Origin of the sequence: Streptococcus sp. 714 (genome assembly GCF_013277115.1) — a bacterium.
In the GTDB taxonomy this organism is placed as follows: Bacteria; Bacillota; Bacilli; order Lactobacillales; family Streptococcaceae; genus Streptococcus.
Genome location: NZ_VMMH01000021.1, coordinates 42,157 through 58,869 on the forward strand (window position 1 = coordinate 42,157; position 16,713 = coordinate 58,869).

Annotated in this window: 12 protein-coding genes and 1 pseudogene; all 13 read right to left on the reverse strand. The window is 32.5% G+C overall.

Going from position 1 to position 16,713, the window contains the following annotated elements; translation table 11 throughout:
• On the reverse strand, window positions 1–1,218 hold the full coding sequence (gene secY2 / locus HT718_RS08110) for an accessory Sec system protein translocase subunit SecY2 (RefSeq protein WP_061088352.1): 1,218 nt from the start codon (window positions 1,216–1,218) through the stop codon (window positions 1–3).
• Between the two features lie 92 nt (window positions 1,219–1,310).
• Window positions 1,311–2,504, reverse strand: a complete 1,194-nt coding sequence (locus tag HT718_RS08115) for a glycosyltransferase (RefSeq protein WP_061088353.1) — start codon at window positions 2,502–2,504, stop codon at window positions 1,311–1,313.
• A complete protein-coding gene (locus HT718_RS08120; RefSeq protein ID WP_061088354.1) occupies window positions 2,483–3,730 on the reverse strand; it encodes a glycosyltransferase family 8 protein in 1,248 nt (415 codons plus the stop codon). The genes HT718_RS08115 and HT718_RS08120 overlap by 22 nt, the downstream gene beginning before the upstream one ends.
• 29 nt (window positions 3,731–3,759) lie before the next feature.
• Complete coding sequence (locus HT718_RS08125) at window positions 3,760–6,198, reverse strand: SP_1767 family glycosyltransferase (RefSeq protein ID WP_061088355.1); 2,439 nt, start codon at window positions 6,196–6,198, stop codon at window positions 3,760–3,762.
• 9 nt (window positions 6,199–6,207) lie between these two features.
• Window positions 6,208–7,218 (reverse strand): sugar transferase, encoded by a 1,011-nt coding sequence (locus HT718_RS08130; protein ID WP_061088356.1) that lies wholly within the window; start codon window positions 7,216–7,218, stop codon window positions 6,208–6,210.
• Window positions 7,219–7,457: 239 nt separating this feature from the next.
• Complete coding sequence (locus HT718_RS08135) at window positions 7,458–8,669, reverse strand: glycosyltransferase family 8 protein (protein ID WP_061088357.1); 1,212 nt, start codon at window positions 8,667–8,669, stop codon at window positions 7,458–7,460.
• 12 nt (window positions 8,670–8,681) lie between these two features.
• The gene (locus tag HT718_RS08140) at window positions 8,682–9,902 is read right to left on the reverse strand and encodes a glycosyltransferase family 8 protein (protein ID WP_061088358.1); all 1,221 of its coding nucleotides are present in this window, start codon (window positions 9,900–9,902) and stop codon (window positions 8,682–8,684) included.
• A gap of 309 nt (window positions 9,903–10,211) precedes the next feature.
• Window positions 10,212–10,499, reverse strand: a pseudogene (locus tag HT718_RS08145) (glycosyltransferase family 2 protein); the annotation flags it as partial.
• A gap of 66 nt (window positions 10,500–10,565) precedes the next feature.
• Window positions 10,566–11,432 carry a DapH/DapD/GlmU-related protein gene (locus HT718_RS08150; RefSeq protein WP_173268140.1) on the reverse strand — a complete coding sequence of 289 codons (867 nt, stop codon included), beginning with the start codon at window positions 11,430–11,432 and terminating at the stop codon, window positions 10,566–10,568.
• Entirely contained in the window at window positions 11,422–13,515 is a 2,094-nt protein-coding gene (locus HT718_RS08155) for a glycosyltransferase (protein ID WP_173268141.1), read from the reverse strand. The genes HT718_RS08150 and HT718_RS08155 overlap by 11 nt, the downstream gene beginning before the upstream one ends.
• Before the next feature lie 464 nt (window positions 13,516–13,979).
• Window positions 13,980–14,864: a glycosyltransferase family 2 protein gene (locus HT718_RS08160; protein ID WP_173268145.1), complete on the reverse strand. Its 885-nt coding sequence runs from the start codon at window positions 14,862–14,864 to the stop codon at window positions 13,980–13,982.
• 115 nt (window positions 14,865–14,979) lie between these two features.
• A complete protein-coding gene (locus HT718_RS09755) occupies window positions 14,980–15,858 on the reverse strand; it encodes a CatB-related O-acetyltransferase (RefSeq protein ID WP_173268142.1) in 879 nt (292 codons plus the stop codon).
• 502 nt (window positions 15,859–16,360) lie between these two features.
• The coding region (locus tag HT718_RS08170; RefSeq protein ID WP_173268143.1) for an LPXTG cell wall anchor domain-containing protein at window positions 16,361–16,713 on the reverse strand (353 nt) is incomplete at its 5' end.

Sequence of the window (16,713 nt, forward strand, 5' to 3'; positions counted from 1 at the left end):
CTAAATCAAGGGTTTATAGGTTTCATTTAGTCTCAAAGCCTTCATTTCATCTTTGATTGTAAAAATCATACCACCAAACATCATAAATAAACCTGGAATCATGGCAATCCTCAACAACTTTTCATCAGATAAAACAAATAACATTGGAGTACCCGCCATCAACACATTAAAAGTTCCCCCTATAATCGAAAAGCGCAAGATCAATCGATTAATAAAACGACTTGTTTCCTCACCTGGATAAACTCCATATATATACTCCCCAGATTTCTTCATACGATCTGATAGTTGATCACCACTCATATTGACAAAAGCAAAAGCAATACTAAATAAAAAAATCATGGTAATATATGAGTAAATCCATAATGGTTTTCCAATTCCATACTGAGCCGACATTTCAGAGAAGACTGAAGTCTGAGGAAAAAGGGTCTGCAATAGTAAAAATACATAGGTCGGTAAACTTAAAAAACTCATGACATACATAAATGGCATCCCACCGGCAGGATTCAACATTATTTCAAAATAAGAATAACTCTTAAATCGACTACGTAAGCCAATCTTATGAACTGGTATACGATAACGCGCTCTATACATAAGTACCATCATATAGGTTAATACAATGCTACTCAACACAATAAGTAGTATAATTCCCGTTGAAATTCGAACAAGCTGAAGTGTACTTAAAATATCTTGTGGAATATTTAAAATAATACTAGCTAATAAAATAACTATAGAACCACCTACTCCAAGCCGAGCATTTAAATCTGATAACCATATGAGAAAAAAGGCTCCTGCTATTAATAACAAGGTATTCAATATAGTCACCAATAGCGGTGAATAATAATCTTGAATCGGTAGATTTAATGAGAGCGCCAAAGATTGAATCAAAGCAATAACCAGTGTTAAATACATCTTCCTTCTATCTTGAACTTCTACTGCACCCGAAGAAATATTCAATTTCTTAGAAAAGGAAAGTAGTTGCCATAAAATCATTGATGACATCCAGGGTGAGAGACCTATCGAAAATAGAGATAAACTTCTCAGATTTCCTCCTAGAAGTGCGGTTGAAAAGGCCAAATATGCCGTTGATCCACCTAAAAAATCTCTACTATTCAAATTAACAAAAGGAAGAGTAAGTCGACTTCCCAATACATAGATAAATAACAGAAACAAGGTTGCTAAGCCTTTTTTTACCGCTATTGATGAGTAAATTTTGTTCACTTAATACTCCTTTATTACTAATTATATTATCCCTCATATTTAACTCTACTACCTATACAGCCATATATCGTTATCCAATACTTAATCCAATTCTACATTGATAATTTTTTTATGGCTTCAACCATTTGTTCAGGGTTGTTTATAGAAAATATTCCATCGTATAGACTGTCATCTTGCGACTTTCTTGTAGTGTCAAACGTAAAAATCTTTTTACTTCTCTCCTTCACTCTACTAAGAATATCCATCGTCTCTACATAATGATTAATATCTAGATAAACTGTCGAATCATCCAACAACCAGTCTATTCTGCTATGTAAAATATTCTGATATACCGTTACATTACTATACTGCGAAAGAGATGTCAATGGTTCAGAGCAAAAACATGGAGCTGCTAAATGAAAGTGCCAATCCGATAACGAGGTAATAAGATAGTGAATATGCTCTATTTCTGCGGCTAGTGTTAAAATAAAAATTTGTTTTTTTGACTGATTAACTCGCTTGTAGTAATTTAAATTAGGAGATTCTGATAAAACTTCAAGCCAATCCAAATCTCTATAAGCCCACCAAAGTTCTCTGAGTCTAGTACTACTATAGGTATACCATGGCTTATGAGTTCCTGCAAAATGGATAACCTTAGGAAGCGAATGTTCTAATTTGGGTAATTCTGAACCACGATAATTATAATCTAATCCAACAAGATTATTATATGTACTATCTATCTCTTTCCAATTATGCTGAAAGAAAATATTTAAGATACTTTGGTCTGCCATCGCAACTTCAGCTTGCTTTTCTTCTGTTAATTTTAAAAGTTGTGAAATATAGGAATTTGATCGCCACATCCTATTATCAATCAATAATACACCAGCATTGAAACCATATGGATCACTTTCCCATGCATAGGGACTGGCAACAGCAGCCACTGGTTTTTCTTCCATGTCCATATTAAATAACTCAGATAAATCACCTGTTACCAGCAAATCACAATCTAAATACAGAGTCCTATCCGAAGTTACTAAGTCTGGAATTAGATACCGAAAGAAAGTTGTATAATTAATCGTATCACCTGTTTTATAACTCGTAAACATATTCTTATCCACACGAATATTAATAATTTGTGAATTTGAACTTGCTAACTTAACATTCAATAACTTAAACCATTCGGGAGCTATATCATTATTAAAAACATAAATACATACATCTGTATTGTGAGCCAAAATAGATTTAATTGTTGTCTCAGCTTGTACTAAATAGGAATTATCTGTAGCTAAAACGATTGATTTTTGCATAATCTTTTCTCCATAAATTCTTTTATTGCGCTGACCATATTCTCCGGTCTTTCATGTGAGTATATTCCCTGATAAATATCCTCTCCTAAATGATGATATCGAGTATTATCAAAAGCAAGCATAGGTTTAGAATATTTCTTAACTAAATCATAAATATAAATTAATTTATCATCATGGTTTACATCTAAATAAAGATCAGATTTCTTTAGAATTTTCTCTATCAACATTGGGAATGAATTAGGATATAAAGTAACATTTTGAAATCTAGACAACACCTTTAATTCATTGGCCATAAAGGTATGGGCTGCTATATAAAAGTGTACTTCTGGTAAAGCTTGAACTAAAAATTCTATTTTCTCAACACACCAGGAATTGGTTAAATTCATACAAGTTAATTTTGGAGAATATATCTTGGGTGGATAAACAACTCCCTTTTCTTTCCAAAGAGCTGTTAGATAAGTCCATTCCATAAATGAGTAATGCCACCACTGTTCTCGAAGACGACCAACTGAAAATTGATTCCATGGTTTATCATTAGAGATGTAATGCAAAACCTTTGGAAGAGGATTAATTTCCTTTTCCAAAATCCAAGCATGTCCTTGTTCTGCAGCTCCCCTATCAAAACCAATTTGATAATTATAAGTTTCATCTATTTGAATATAGGTGTCTGAAAACATCATATTCAAAATTGACTGATCTCCCTCAGCAACATTTTCATGTTCCTTTTCAGTTAAATCGATTAATTTTTGACGAATATTTTCAGATTTCCATTTTTTATTGTTAATCAATAAAACTCCTGCATTAAATCCTATTCCCATACTAAAACATGAACGGACAGCTCCTAAATAATAACTCTCTATATTCATATCAAATAATTTTGTCAAGTCACCAGTCACCAATAAATCACTATCCAAATAAAGAACCGTATCCTCTTCAACAAAATCTGGTATAAAATATCTAGCATAGGTCATATGATTAATGTGAGGTAATTTATTAATCCAATTCATTTGGTATTGGTCTCCTATTAACTTACAATCTATTAAATCACCACCCATTTCCTGTAAATATATTTTTAAATTATTAAACCATTCTTGAGGAATATCTTGATTTAAAATATATATCTTTAAGTGGCTATTATGGCGACAAAGAGACTTCATGGCAGTTTCAATTTGTCTAATATACCCATAATCTCCTGCAAAAACTACAGCTTTTTTTTCTTGTAACATTTTATCTCCTTTAAGTTTAAGGTAATTCATTACGGTAAGACAGTAACCACTTGACTATTATATGTTTCATCCTCTATAAATTCAATATCTTGATCAAAATTATGTTCTGCAGTATGCTTGTGATGCAATTTAACCTTTGTCTCAACTCCCATTTTCATCCATTCATACTCTGAATCAATATGACCAATATCTAGAACCCGATAACCTTTCTTAAAAAGATTATAGGATAAAATTTTAGCTGTAGGGCCAAGCATACATAAAATAAGGCGATTTTCAACATACTGTAATACAGCTTCTTGAATCTCTTCTATACGCGCATAAGCATTATGGGATGGACAGATAATTCGCTTAATTGAATTTGCTCCATCAAATAAATCATTACCTACACCTGAACGAGAAGTTACTCCTTCTACAATCAGAATGTCCTCATTCTTCCAAATTTGTTTTAATTTTTCAAATTGACTAAACGATTGAGATTTATCCATATAATCAATGTATGGTCTAGATACAAATGTAGTCCCATACCAATCTGCTCTAGCTAATTCTACATAATCTTTTAAATGATGTTCTAAATGTCCCTTCCAGAAGGCTTCCGCTGCTGGTGTAAAATTAGAACGATCAGCAAATACATTTGGTAATCCGATAACTAATTTTTCATCACTTTGAAGAGAAATAATCTCTTTCAACTGACTTGCAAGATTCTCATCATAGACTTGATAAGGAATAGATTTCCCTAACATTAAATCCATCTCTCCATCTCCAAAACGAATAATAGAAGATTGGTTTTCTATTATATAATCTAGAGTTTGATCAATATCCTTAACCATAATCGCTGGTCTTCTTGCTTGGAATGTTCCAGAAATAAGATTTTCAATGTCTTCCACCATACGTTCGGGTACTTTTGAAGAGTATATATATTGTCCAAAAGAGCCATGTTGGGTACTCTCAAAAGAGAAAATGATTTTATTCATTTCATGAGCTGACTTCACAATATCATGTGTTGAATGACTGCAGCTAATATCTAAATACAATCCCATTCTTACTTTTAATTGTTCTAATTTTTCTATAGTTATAGCTGGATGTAAACGAATATTTCGATAGTTATTTTGTAGTTCATATAACTTAGGCCCCATATCTGTCCAGGCTGCGACATCAAAAATAACATGTGGAAGATATTGAGCTAAATAGTCTAATTGTTCAATGTCTTGTGTATCAGTAAATATTAAGCAATGAAATTTCTCCTGATTATAATCTTTTAAAAACCGAGAATGACCAGCATAGTCTTTGATAGCTTCTATCATTAAATTGATATTTTCTTTGTCAAATACTATTTGCTCATACATTCCATGCTGTGTATTAGAAAAACTTAAGATAGGAATTCCAAAGTTACGAACATCTCTCAATATGCTTTCAACTTCCACTCCCTGATGGATATCCAGATAAATATCTACTTTTCTTTTCAGTTTTTCCAGTACAGGAGGAACAATCTGTGGATGTAATCTCACATTATCATATACAGCTAATTTTATCAGCTTATCCCCCATATCCGTCCAAGCCGCGATATGAAATACCATCTCTGGTAGAGCTGTAACTAGCTCTCCTATCCCTTCTAAATCTTGAGAGTTAGTTAAAGTTAAACACGAAAATTCTCTATCTAGACGAGGTAGAAGTTCAAACTCTCCTATATGGTGTTGTAAAATCTGACTCCATTCCAAATCATGGATTTCCCACCATAAATCACGATAACGATTGGCTATCAAGGTAGTCCATGGTTTTCTGTAGGTCGTAAAATGAATCACCACTGGTTTGTCATTAAAAGTTAGATGTTCCTGCCAATTATTATACAAAGCCACAACATCATGCCCTACTTGTAAATTGTAAGCTCGACCTAGCTCTAACCAATCATCTTGCAAGACTTGATTGAAAATCGTTTGATTTCCATTAAAATGTTCAAAACGACCTTCTTCAACTTCCTTTGTTGTTAGGATAGACTGTTCAATTAGTCGTTCTTTTAGTTTCTCTTGACGCCATTTTTCATTATTGATTAGTAGAACACCAGTATTAAAACCTTGACCATTTGCATCTCTAATCGCTGCGAGATAACGTTCTTTTATATCCTGCTCAAATAGATTGTCTAATTTATCATTGATAATTAAATCACAATCCAAATACAAAACCGTATCTTCTTGTATATAATCTGGGATAAAATATCTAGCATAAGCAATCGAACTAATGTGAGCTTGTTTTTTCCAATTCTGAAATACAGTCTGTTCAGGTAGTTTAACATCGATAATCTCACTACCTAACATGCGAGCTATTTTGCGTGGCTTGCGAAACCAATCTGGCATAATATCTTGATTTAAAATATAAATCTTAACATCTGAATTGTGGTATAGAATAGATTTTATAGTTGTTTCTAACTGCGTGGTGTAATTACGATCACCAGCTAATACAATTGTTTTAATCATCTTGTTCTCTTAATCAATTCCTAAGTGATAGATTGCATCTACCAATAACTTTTTAGTGAAATAACCTTCTTTTAGCAGATAGCTAAATGTCTTGATACGATTCGTCATTTCTTGATATTCTTGTAGATTCATTTTATCAACTATCTCATGAACTTCTTCTAGGCTATCTGCCACAAAGCCCAAGCCTTGGTCTACTATAAATTTAGCAGTTGATAAGCTACTCGGTACAATGACTGGGATACCAGCGGTTAGATAAGTACTAACCTTATGAGATATATTCAGAGTATAATATTGGTTACTTTCTCCATCATTTTGATGAGTTCCCCAGACAAGACCAAAGCCACCCTTTGATAATTCTAGCAATAGTTCCTCGTCTTTTTTCCATCCTTCAATGCTGAGATTTCTGGCATTGGAACTAGCTTCTCCTTTATTTGAAAATACTCTCAAAGGCGTATCTTGAGACCAATTTTGTAAGTCTGGAAAACGTTCTAAACTTCCAGCAAAAAAGAGTTCTTTTTTAAAAGCTGGGGTGTATAAGGATAAATCATGAGGATGATCCCACATACCTTGAACGAGAACCTTCTTAGTTGTCAGACCTTCTTCCATCAGGCGTTCTTTCATCCTCTCTGATGGAACGATCAAAACATCTGATAGATTATACATATACATGTATTCTTTCATGAGATAATAGTTACTATCAAACATGAGGGGAACAACATCATGGATAAAGCAAATAATTTTCACCTGCATATCCTTCAACTTATCAAACAAGACTCGATCAAACTCAAAGCCATTCCAAGTAGGAGACTGAAAGACTAAGATATCACCAATAGAAATACTGGCCATAATTCCATCCAGACGCTTATTCATTTCAGAAGGACTATCTGAAGCAATGTTGTAAAAATAGATACCAACCTCTCTAAACCCCAGTTTACTGGCTATTTTTTGTACAGCATTTTGAGCTAGAATAACAGTACTATCGCCAGCCATGCCATATAAATTTGTTAAATGTAGTTTCATATTGTATTATCTCATCTTTTATTAGTATCTACGGAAGTAAAGACAATTTTTCCATCATTCTTCTATAAATCTCCGTAAGTTGCATATTTTGTTCTTCTTCAACACTATCTAATTGATTTCTGTCAATCAAAATATGGTTTATTAAATCATAACCCAAACTAATTAGAATAGACCGCCTTTGAAACTCTTAGAAGTATCTTCCAGGTCCAGTAAGTGTCAATTCTTTAACTGCCTATATTTTAGTATCTATCACTATTCAATAATTCTTTAATCGTATCTACCATTTTTTCCGGTCTCTTAGATTCACAGATAAAACTTGCTTTTTCTACATTATGGCAAGTATTATCAAATGAAAGAATAGGTTTTCCAATTTGATACACCTCTTCAATAATATTAGCAATTTCATTTTCATGATTAATATCCAAATAGAAATCAATCTTTTCTAATACCTTTATGAAATTCATCGGATTAAATGAAGGAAGTATTTGTACATTTAAATATCGTTGTAAATCAACAATTTCAGATGCAAATCCTGTATTAGCCAGAATTGAAAAGTGAACCTGCGGTAATTCTCTAATCAAGTATTCCAGATGCTCTATATGACAAGTATTTGTAAAAATAGCTGTATGATAGAGTGGTGCTTCTATGAGTGAGTTTAATCCCTTCTTAAAATCAGCCTTTCTCATCACAATATCAGACCATTCCAAAGAATAATAGAACCACCACTCTTCTCTAAAGCGATTTAAATTCACTTGATACCATGGCTTCTCTCCTGTAAAATGAATAATTTTAGCAGTCTCTTCTAGTTTCAATGAATCGATATACCAATTTTCAATCTGATAATTTCTTGCAACTGTATCCATTCCAACCATAAAATTATAAGAAGAGTTCAAATTCTGCCAACGGTTTTCAAATAATCTGTTTAAAATTCCTTGATCACCAAAAGAACTATCATGAAATTCATTTGTTAATACAATAAGTTTATCTGTTACTCCTTCTGTTCTCCATAATTCAACGTTGATTAACATTACTCCAGCATTAAATGTGCTTGGAACCAACTCATCTTGAACAGCTTTTATAGGAATATCCGTCATGTCAGTCAAAAATAATTCTTCGATATCCCCTCTTACTATAATATCCGAATCTAAATAAAGAGCCTTTTCCTCTTTTACAAATTGAGGAATAAAATAACGAAAAAATGTTGCATAGCTTAAATGAGGTAACGGAAGATGGTAATCTCTCAAACTATTACCACTTATTTTCACATTAACGATTTCAGATAATAAAGGTTCCAGTCGTTTAGACATTAGTTGAAACCATTCTGAGGAGATATCATCATTAAAAACATAAAATTTTAAACCACGATTATGGGCACAAATTGACTTAATTGTCGTTTCTAGCTTATCTTGATAACCATTATCTGCACCTAAAACGATAACTTTCTTCTCCATGTAATTCTCCTCTTAATCTATATACTTTCTTATTTCCTGAACCATTTTTTCTGGTTCGGTAGGAGAAAATATCTTTGCACCTTCTTTACAATGATTTGTATTTGAAAAAGAAAATACTGGTTTCCCCATGTTCATTACTACATTTGTAATATCATCAATCTCATCATGATGGTTTATATCTAAATAAAAATCCAATTTTTTCATTACTTTATCATAAGAAAAACGGTTATACTGATGATAAACTGTTACATTTGGGTATCTCATTAAATCAATAATATTAGAGGCAACCCAAGTATGAGCAAATATAGAAAAATGAACATCTGGTAAGCTTTCCATTAAATACTCTACTTGCTCCAGTTCACAACTATTGGTAAAAACAGCTGTGTATGCCTTAGGAATAACTGTCAGATCTTGATAGGTCTGAAATACCCTTTCCTTACGTAACAAAATATCAGACCATTCCAAGCCTTGATAAAACCACCAAATATCTCTATAGCGATTTTGACTCATATGTAACCAAGGTTTCTCTCCTGTATAGTGGATGATGTAAGGCAAAATACCATCAGGAAGGGCTGAATTATACCAAGCTGATAGTGCTTCTGGAGTTGTCTCAACAGCGATATGAATTAAACTATCTAAACCAACCATAAAATTGTATTTACGATCCAATTTTTTCCAGTTTTCCCCAAAAACCATATTGAGAATACCTTGGTCTCCAAAAACATCTTGATGGTGTTGATTTGTTAGTTCAATTAATTTCACAGAAATATTTTCTCGTCTCCATTTACTAACATTAATCAACATCATTCCTGAATTAAAGCAATCTTCGTAACCTTTTACAAAAACATCACGAACTCCAGCAATCCAATAATCTCCTAATTCTTCCTGGAATAGTTCATCCAGCGAGTGAGTCACTACTATATCCGAATCTAAATACAGGGCTTTTTCTTCAACTACAAAATCTGCTATAAAATATCTAAAAAATGCCGCATAAGAGAGATAAGCAATCGGAAGATGATAACCTTTTAATTGATGATTCGAAATCTTAACATTGACAATTTCTGAATCAATTACTTTTAACCGCCTATTCATAACTTGAAACCATTCGCTCGGAAGATCATCATTAAAAATATAAAATTTTAAATTTTTATTATGCGTACATACCGACTTAATTGTAGTCTCTAGCTTATTTAAATAACCATTATCTGCTCCAAGAACGATTGCTTTTTTCACTTTATTTCTCCTCGTAGATTTTCCCTGTTAATAAAAAATCTAACTCCTCTAACCTCTTTGTTTCAATACTATTTTCTAGTCCTTTTTCATTTGCGATTCGACGCCAATAGTCTAGATAAAATTTATGTTGTTGAACGTACTGACTTATATCGTAACCTTTTAAAGCTACCATCGCAATCCGTTCCAATCTCAAATCAACCAATTCATTAATTAGTTCTATGTTCGTAAAAACTCTTCTATCACATATTTACCCTGAAAGGAATGAAAATACCACCAATTATCCGAAATATTAATTTTTTTGTAGGTAGATATCGCTATATCTGCTTGTTCTTCTATAAGGGCACTATAAAGAACTTCTAAATAATCGGAATCCACCCAATCATCCGAATCAACAAAAGTAATATAAGCTCCCTCTGAAGGTTCAATTCCTAGATTACGCGCTGATGATCCCCCCATTTTCCTTTTCAAAATAACAAAAACGTGTATCTTTAGCAACATACTCTCTACAAATATCTACTGAATTGTCTGGTGAACCATCATTGATTAATAAAACCTCAAACTTTGATACGTCTGATTCTGAATACTGTCCAAGTACATTCGTAAATAATTCTCAACGTTATAGACTGGATCTGCGATACTGATTAATTCATTTCCATACTATAATTACTTTTCTCCTAAAATTTTTTGTATTTCTGTCACCATTCCATCTGCATCTTCTTGTCGAAAAACTTTACTAAATCCACTTGAATCATGATTAGTATTCTCAAAAGCATAAACAGGCTTATTCTGTTCTATTGCTCTATTAACAATACCATCCACCTCTCCCCAATGGTTAATATCTAAATAAATATCTGATTTCTTCAACAAGTCCTCAATAATATCATCATGATGAACATTTGTGTATATATTCACGTTCTCATAACGATTGAAACTTTCCAGATAATCCGAAATATTTGTTTTAGCTGCTATATGAAAAGATACCTCTGGCAGATTCTGAACAAGATAGTCTAAATTTTCTAAAGTGTCTGAAGCTGTTAAAGTGAAAACATGAAACTGGTGTTGTTTCCTTGGAATGATTTTCAAATCCTCTTGAGAAGTAACGATAGAATTAGCTGGTATATCTTTATAAATTAAGGCATTTGCTCCAATAATGACATTATCTCCAATCGTCACTCCTTTTAAAATGACAACATTAGTTCCAATCCAACAATTGTTTCCTATCGTTATTTTGTCAGCAGTAAATTGAATTTTTTCGATATGGTAATTTGAGTATTTATGATTATGATCAAAAATCCTTACCCCATCTCCAAACATGGTATCCTTACCAATTTCAATTTCTTTACCACAACGAATCGTACAATGGTCATTAAAGAAAACTCTATTTCCAAGTGTTAATTTAGCATTATTAGCTACTTCTAAACTTACAAATGAACGAAATGTAACATCTGTTCCTAATTCAATAGTACTGGTGGGGGAAATCTCTATATGATGAAAATCTCCTAATAACTTTACAGAATCTTTAAAATCCATATTTTTCTTCCACTTCTCTTAATTTCTCAATCATTTCTTGAACTTGTTCTACTTTGTAGGTTATCTGTCCCATTTCACGATATTTTGTATTTTCAAAAGCTAAAATTAATTTTCCCCTTTTTGAAAATTGATCTAACATTTCCTCTGTTTTTTCACCATGATTAATGTCTAAAAGCACCTGACTAGTCTCAATTAATTCTTGATCCAGTTCTACTAAATAATTAATCCCAGCATAAACAGTTACATTTGGATAGACCAACAATTGTTTCAAACGATCACTGACCATCACTCTAGCCGCAATCTTAAATTGAATATTAGGCAAGGATTGAATCAATGTATCAATTTGTTCAATCTGATCTGAAGACGTATAAATTAAACAAGTAAACGGTTCTCTGATAGGATAGATATGTGATTTTTGTAGTGGGTGTAAATGATGATTCTTTCCTAACTCTGTCCATTCAAGACTATGATAATACCACCAAACATCACGATAGGTCTGCGCAGCTAAATCAAACCACGGCTTTCTATGTGAGAGATAGTGGATAATACCAGGATAATCTTGACCTGCTGGTAACTCATAGTCTGTAAATTGCTTATGAATCACAACATGGTTATTGTCAAATTCCATCTCTATCCATCTATTTTCAAAGAGCATATTTAAAATACTCTGATCCGCTTGATCTACCTTATCATGCCACTCATTTGTCAAATCTATCAAACGTTGGGACATGTTTTCTTGTTTCCACAAACGATTGTTGATTAGTAAAACACCCGCATTGAACATTTCCCTACCATAGTATACTCTTCCTCCATAATCTCTAACAGCTGCTAATGGATATTCTTGCAAATCTGTTTCGAACAAGTTATCCAAATTTTTAGTTACGACCAAGTCGCAGTCTAAATAGAGAGCCTTATCTTCTTGCACAAAGTCAGATACAAAATAACGCAAAAATACTGTGTAACTAATATCTGTTTTATAACGCGAAATTTGTTCAGAGGTTACCCGACAATTGATAATCTCTGAGTCAAACTTTTCTAAGCGATTATTTAATTGTTTAATCCATTCATTTGGAAAATCACTATTAATCAGATAAAAACGAATCGAGCGATTATGGTAACAGATAGACTTAATAGTCGTCACGACCTTCTCTGCATAGGCATAGTTAGCTGCGAGGACAATAGCTTTCTTAAATTCCTGATTTTGAGTCTGAAGCAAATCTAATAACATCTTCTTCTCTTTTATCTGATTTAACACATGAGATTCTGATATTCCTCTGTTATTACTTTCAGAAGTTATATGATTTAAAATAAATTTATAAGCACGTATATGTTCTGACATTGGATAACCTAATGTTGATAACAATGCCAATCTATCTTCTATAGCATATATGTAATCTCTAATCCATTTTTCATCCCAAGTATTTGAAACACTTCCACTCCTAACTCTGTAAATATAAGAAGCTTTATTGATATAAACAATATTTTTAGAAGCTAATAATGCTCTCAAATTAAATATTGTATCTTCAGTCACTACTCCTACTGGAAAACGAAAATTAGAAACAATTTCTTTTCTATAAATTTTCCCCCAAGCAACTATCAATGCTGAATTAAATAACTTATTAGAGTCATTTAAACAATCCACTATAGACACATTGTCATAAAGTTTCTCAAAATAATTTCCAGATATATGAAAATAGAAATTTGAATCAGACTCATTAAACTTACAATAGTTTCCAACTGCAATATCAGCCTGATATTCCGTTATTTTTTGGTACAGAGTTTCTACATAATCCGACTCAACCCAATCATCTGAATCAACAAAGGTCACATAAGATCCTGTCATTCGATCCAAGCCCATATTTCGTGCTTCAGATTGACCACCATTTTCTTTTTCAATGTAAATAATTCGATTATCTTTTTGTGCATACTCTTGACAAATTATCCCCGAATTATCTGTAGAGCCATCATTGATAACGATAATTTCAAGATTTTTATAAGTTTGGTTAATTAAACTATCCAAACATTTATTTAGGTAATTTTCAACATTGTAAACTGGTACAATTACCGTAATTTTTTCAGTCATGAAGCTATTCTCCTTTCCTAATATTATAACATTTTTTTGCTATTGTTTAAGCTATTAAGGAATTTCAAATTAAAAAATATGTTTATTTCATTGACAATAACGTTCTTACAATACTAAATTATAATCACATTCTAAATTGAATAATTATTCAAAAAACAAAAGGAAAATAATTTAAAATATTCAGCTTTGCAATCTTACTGCAGTTATGTGATCACATTTTCTAATGATCAATCTTAAAAATAAATTTTTAATTCACTTCATCCAAAGAAATGACTCATCTGTCCGCATATCAAGCATCTTTTAAGAATCTATTGATGTAAAGAATCTTATTATTTTAGAATAGCTATCTAATTAAGCGTAAAAAAGCAACCTACATCAAAATTTAGATAACATTCTAATTTTTGAGTATAGGCCACTTTTTCTATCTAAAAATAGAGAAAAATCAATTTATAAAATGTGTTTGACTAACCTTCAAAATATTTAGCTGCAATTGCTTTTTTGACCAAAATTTGTTGATAAGATTCCACGTCTCCATGTTTAAGAGTTTCTTCTTCATGAATAGATAATCGCCATTTATAAGCTTGAATTTCTCTATCTAATAACTCCTGAGGAGCTCCAATCAATTGGAGAATAGTCATACGTTCTTCAATACTCTTTAAAGGATATACATCTGCAAGATTGACTGTCCTTGTAACACTTGTAGAACGTTTCCTATGGATATAAATAGCCTTATTCATAAAAGCAATTTTATTTGCCTGAAGATAAACTTTATAAGTTGTGTAATCATCCTCTACACTTTTATCTGTTGGATATACAATATCTCTAAACAGCTCTGTCTTGTATAACTTCGCCCACGGAACTGTGAAGCATTGACTGAAATTATACTTACTGTCATATTGATGGCAAAACCATTCAAATGGCGTATAAGTCTTCTCAAAATAATCATCTACTCCTACATGAATCAAAAAACTAGCTTGATCATCTAAAAATTGAGTAAAGTTTCCGATTGCAATATCTGCATCTGTTTTTTTCAATAAATCATAAAGATTTTGGATATGATCCAACTCCAACCAGTCATCATTATCTACAAAAACGATATAATCCCCAGTTACAACTTCCAAGGCACGATTGCGGCTAGAAGAAACTCCACCGTTTCTTTTATGATAGACTTTAACACGTTCATCTTGATTTTGATAACGTTGACAGATTGCTGCTGAACCATCTGTTGAGCCATCATTAATCAAAATAATTTCAAGATTTTGATAGGTTTGTTGAACGATACTATCCAAGCATTTTTCAAGATATAGTTCTGACATATAAACAGGAACAATAACACTTATTTTTTCCATCATTTTAATCATATACTCCTTTTCTGATGCAATATATAAAAACAAAGTCGATTTCAGTATAGTAGGCATTTTTTAAGATATGCTCTAAATTAATTCTAATATTTCTAATAACAGATTAATCACATTTAACTTTCCCTGCATTTGGTAAGTATTCTCTTATAAATTCTGATATATCCTTACTCATGATTTTATCCAATCGTTCAGAAATAATGTCTTCTGGCCAATTCCACCACGCAATTTCTAACATCTGTTCACGGAAAATAGGCTCTGCGATTCGATAACGAATCACTTTGGCTGGATTGCCTCCTACAACAGCATATGGTTCTACATCCTTGGTCACTAGAGCCCCTGCTGCTATGACTGCACCATCTCCAATAGTTACCCCAGCCATGATTTGAGCATTGTTACCAATCCAAACATCATTACCAACTCGAGTTGGACTTTTCAAAATATGGTCATCAGTCATCTGCAATGACTCATCCGTGTAAAACACCTCTAAACTCTTGAATGGATAAGTTGTAATCAACTCTAAATCATGATTTGCAGTGATAAATTGAACATTATGCCCAATAGAACAATAATCACCAATTATAACTTGACCTCCGTGGTCATAGTCAATTAATTGTGGAATGCCATACGTATGCTTCCCTACCATTAAGGATCCGTAATCAATCAAATAACGACAAGTATATTTTGTCAGGTAATCAAATAAGTCCGAACGCGAATCGTATATTCGTATTTCTAAGGGAATCGTTTCCTGATGTAAACCTTCCCAGTAGGAATGGCCTACTTCTTCATAGCAACACTCAAAAACTGCTGTTAGTTGCTCTGACTTAGAATATAATTTAAGTTTGTAATCTTCTAATTTCCAAAACCGCTCATTATCATGACCTGCTCCACCAATATCTCTAATCTTACCATCAGATAAGAATTGAAAATAACGTTGGTGTTGCTTATTTTTATGTGAAAATAAACAGAATTTTCCAGATAGCAATTAAAACTTCCCCCTCCAACTAAATTGACTATATCTATCAGTTCACCTACAATCTGAGTAAGTAGTCATCTAACGAAAACTTTATACAAATTTAGTGTTATTTAACTTTCATATAGAGACTATATAGTGTTCTCTTGTTATATACATCTTACCACAAATACTCTTATAATAAAAGTAACTTACATAGAAATATCAAGGCTATCCCAGAATTGAAAATTAATAAATTTACATACAATTAACGAATTTGAAGGATAATCATATACGATTCAAAGTCATGCCGATGGAGTTTTATTTCTTCAAGGATATTAATCAACAAGTAAAGTGAGGTCTTAAAGTCTTGTTTACCATAGGCTACAATCGTACAGGAAAAATGCAAATACAACTATCGATCATTAGTGGACATTTACGACGAAATAATGCAAAAAATCCCCTGGATGAGTTTTCATCCAAGGGATTTTTCATAAATCGAAATAACAATACTTTCTATGTATTTTTAATCCGATTATTCTTCATCATCACGTTTACGGCGTTTCGCAAACAGACCTAGACCAGTCACAGCTGCCAAAGCTCCAAGGAGTGCAGATGACTTAGAAGCTTCTGTACCTGTATTTGGCAATTGCTGTCTTGACTTACCTGCTGATTCTGATGGTGTTTCAGAAGATAATGTGTCTGCTGATGCTGATTCTGATGCACTTGTTGATGCTGATTCAGACGCACTTGTTGATGCTGACTCAGATGCACTTGTTGATGCTGATTCTGACGCACTTGTTGATGCTGATTCAGATGCTGATGTGCTTGCTGATTCTGATGCACTTGTTGATGCTGACTCAGATGCACTTGTTGATGCTGATTCTG

Bases quoted from the DNA above. Each gene is read 5' to 3' on its own strand.
- HT718_RS08150 (WP_173268140.1), bottom strand. From the start codon at position 11,432: ATGGATTTTAAAGATTCTGTAAAGTTATTAGGAGATTTTCATCATATA.
- HT718_RS08120 (WP_061088354.1), bottom strand. From the start codon at position 3,730: ATGTTACAAGAAAAAAAAGCTGTAGTTTTTGCAGGAGATTATGGGTAT.
- HT718_RS08160 (WP_173268145.1), bottom strand. From the start codon at position 14,864: ATGGAAAAAATAAGTGTTATTGTTCCTGTTTATATGTCAGAACTATAT.
- HT718_RS08155 (WP_173268141.1), bottom strand. From the start codon at position 13,515: ATGACTGAAAAAATTACGGTAATTGTACCAGTTTACAATGTTGAAAAT.
- HT718_RS08125 (WP_061088355.1), bottom strand. From the start codon at position 6,198: ATGATTAAAACAATTGTATTAGCTGGTGATCGTAATTACACCACGCAG.
- HT718_RS08135 (WP_061088357.1), bottom strand. From the start codon at position 8,669: ATGGAGAAGAAAGTTATCGTTTTAGGTGCAGATAATGGTTATCAAGAT.
- HT718_RS08115 (WP_061088353.1), bottom strand. From the start codon at position 2,504: ATGCAAAAATCAATCGTTTTAGCTACAGATAATTCCTATTTAGTACAA.
- HT718_RS08130 (WP_061088356.1), bottom strand. From the start codon at position 7,218: ATGAAACTACATTTAACAAATTTATATGGCATGGCTGGCGATAGTACT.